At 54.7% G+C, this 1,384-nt stretch carries 1 rRNA gene; it reads left to right on the top strand.

Annotation, left to right across the window (positions count from 1 at the left end):
* Positions 1–25: 25 nt before the first annotated feature.
* A 23S ribosomal RNA gene (locus VFQ05_05115) occupies positions 26–1,384 on the top strand; the annotation flags it as partial.

A 1,384-nucleotide genomic window follows, 5' to 3' on the forward strand; every position in this document is an offset into this window, starting at 1 on the left:
GTTTATCACTGTGTGCGATGGGTTAGATCAAGCGTTTAAGGGCATTTGGTGGATGCCTTGGCACTGAGAGGCGATGAAGGACGTAGCACGTTGCGATAAGCCGCGGGGAGGCGCGAGCAGCCTTTGATCCGTGGATCTCCGAATGGGGCAACCCGGCCGCAAGGTCATCTCGATCTGAATACATAGGGTCGAGAAGCGAACCCAGGGAACTGAAACATCTCAGTACCTGGAGGAAAGGACATCAACCGAGACTCCGCGAGTAGTGGCGAGCGAAAGCGGACCAGGCCAGTAGCTACGATGTTGCAACCAGAACCGTCTGGAAAGGCGGGCCGCAGTGGGTGATAGCCCCGTATGGGTAATCAACGTCGTAGTTCTTGAGTAAGGCGGGACACGAGCAATCCTGTCTGAAGATGGGGGGACCACCCTCCAAGCCTAAGTACTCCTCAGTGACCGATAGTGGACAAGTACCGTGAGGGAAAGGTGAAAAGCACCCCGATGAGGGGAGTGAAATAGAACCTGAAACCGAATGCCTACAAGCAGTGGAAGCCTCCTTGAGGGGTGACCGCGTACCTCTTGTATAATGGGTCAGCGACTTAGTCTTACGAGCAAGCTTAAGCCGGTAGGTGGAGGCGTAGCGAAAGCGAGTCTGAATAGGGCGATTGAGTTCGTAGGATTAGACCCGAAACCGGGTGATCTAGCCATGGACAGGTTGAAGGTCGGGTAACACCGGCTGGAGGACCGAACCAATTACCGTTGAAAAGGTACTGGATGATCTGTGGCTAGGGGTGAAAGGCCAATCAAACTCGGAAATAGCTGGTTCTCCGCGAAATCTATTTAGGTAGAGCGTCAGGCGTTCACCGTAGGGGGTAGAGCACTGGATGGGCTAGGGGGGAGCGATCCTTACCAAACCTAACCAAACTCCGAATACCATCGGGTTAGATCCTGGCAGACAGACTACGGGTGCTAAGGTCCGTGGTCGAGAGGGGAAGAGCCCAGACCACCAGCTAAGGTCCCCAAGTTATGGCTAAGTGGGAAAGGAAGTGGGAAGGCCAAGACAACCAGGAGGTTGGCTTAGAAGCAGCCATCCTTTAAAGAAAGCGTAATAGCTCACTGGTCTAGACAAGCCGTCCTGCGCCGAAAATGTATCGGGGCTAAAGCCATACACCGAAGCTGTGGATGTACGACACCTACGGGTGTCGTGCGTAGTAGCGGAGCGTTCCGTAAGCCTGTGAAGGTGTGTCGTAAGGCATGCTGGAGGCACCGGAAGTGAGAATGCTGACATGAGTAGCGACAAACAGAGTGAGAAACTCTGTCGCCGAAAGCCCAAGGGTTCCTGCGCAAGGTTAATCCGCGCAGGGTGAGCCGGCCCCTAAGACGAGGGCGA

It is taken from the genome of Candidatus Eisenbacteria bacterium (genome assembly GCA_035712145.1).
Lineage (GTDB): Bacteria > Eisenbacteria > RBG-16-71-46 > RBG-16-71-46 > RBG-16-71-46 > DASTBI01.